A 1,234-nucleotide genomic window follows, 5' to 3' on the forward strand; every position below is an offset into this window, starting at 1 on the left:
CCGCGGCCGGGTCCGGCGCGATCATCCGCTCCGCCGCTGTGCTCACCGAAGCGCAGATGGAGCAGGCGGCGAGCCACCTGATGACCGACCGCGTCGAGGCGGAGTTCGTCGGAGGCCGCGTCCAGGCTCGACGCGAGCGGCGGATCGGCGCCATTCCGCGGTCCTCGGCGCCCGTGAAGGCGTCGGCACAGGAGGGCCGCGACGCCGTGCGCGGGGCGCTCCGCCGCGACGGGATCGGTATGTTCACCTGGTCCGACGCCGCAGACGCGCTGCGCCGGCGACTCGCACTGTTGCGACGAGAGCTCGGCGATCCGTGGCCCGATGTCTCGGATGCCGGGTTGGTCGACTCCCTCGACGTGTGGCTCGCGCCTGAGCTCGATCGCCTCGCGTCCGGCACCCCCGCAGCACGGCTGGAACTCTCGTCACCGCTTCGGCGCCTGCTGCCGTGGCCCGATGCCGTGCACCTCGATGAGCTCGCGCCGGAGCGCCTCGAGGTGCCCAGCGGATCCCGCGTCCGCATCACCTATCCGGAGCCCGACGGCGACCCGCACGCACGGCCGGTCGTCGCCGTGAAGCTGCAGGAGTGCTTCGGGTGGGCCGAGACTCCGCGGCTGGTCGATGGGCGCGTGCCGGTCCTGTTCCACCTGCTGTCCCCCGCCGGGCGTCCACTCGCGGTCACCGACGACCTCGCCTCGTTCTGGTCCGGTCCCTACAGCCAGGTGCGCGCCGAGATGCGCGGACGCTACCCACGGCATCCGTGGCCCGAAGACCCGTGGGCCGCCGTGCCGACCAAGCACACGAAGAACCGCACGGCGCGCTGAGCAGCCACCGTCGCCGGAGCCTCAGCGCGTGCGCCGCTGCAGCGTCAGCGACGCGAGCACGAGGGCACCCACCGCGAAGGCCACGACGATCAGCAGCGGGCCGAACACGTCCCAGCCCTCGTCGCCCGCGGCCACCGCGTTGATCGTGTCGATCGCGTAGCTGAGCGGGAGCCAATCCGAGATGGCATACAGCACATCCGGCATCTGATCGCGGGGCATGAACAGGCCGCCGAGGATGATCTGCGGGAACACGAGCAACGGCATGAACTGCACCGCTTGGAACTCGGTCTGGGCGAACGCGCTGGCGAGGAGCCCGAGGGCCGTGCCGAGCAGCGCATCGACGACCGCGACCAGGCCGAGCTGCCACAGCGGCCCGTCGACATCGAGCCCGCATACCCCGACCGCGAACGACC

General features: G+C 72.0%; 2 protein-coding genes. One reads left to right on the forward strand and one right to left on the reverse strand.

What is annotated here, in order from left to right; translation table 11 throughout:
- On the forward strand, nt 1–821 hold an 821-nt coding region (locus ACNPM4_RS17360; RefSeq protein WP_448986511.1), incomplete at its 5' end, for an ATP-dependent helicase C-terminal domain-containing protein.
- Between the two features lie 21 nt (nt 822–842).
- On the opposite strand, the gene ACNPM4_RS17365 is transcribed toward ACNPM4_RS17360, so the two are convergent.
- Nucleotides 843–1,234: ABC transporter permease (locus ACNPM4_RS17365; RefSeq protein ID WP_448986512.1), on the reverse strand; the 392-nt coding region annotated here is incomplete at its 5' end.

The sequence above is a fragment of the Microbacterium umsixpiens genome (genome assembly GCF_053543675.1).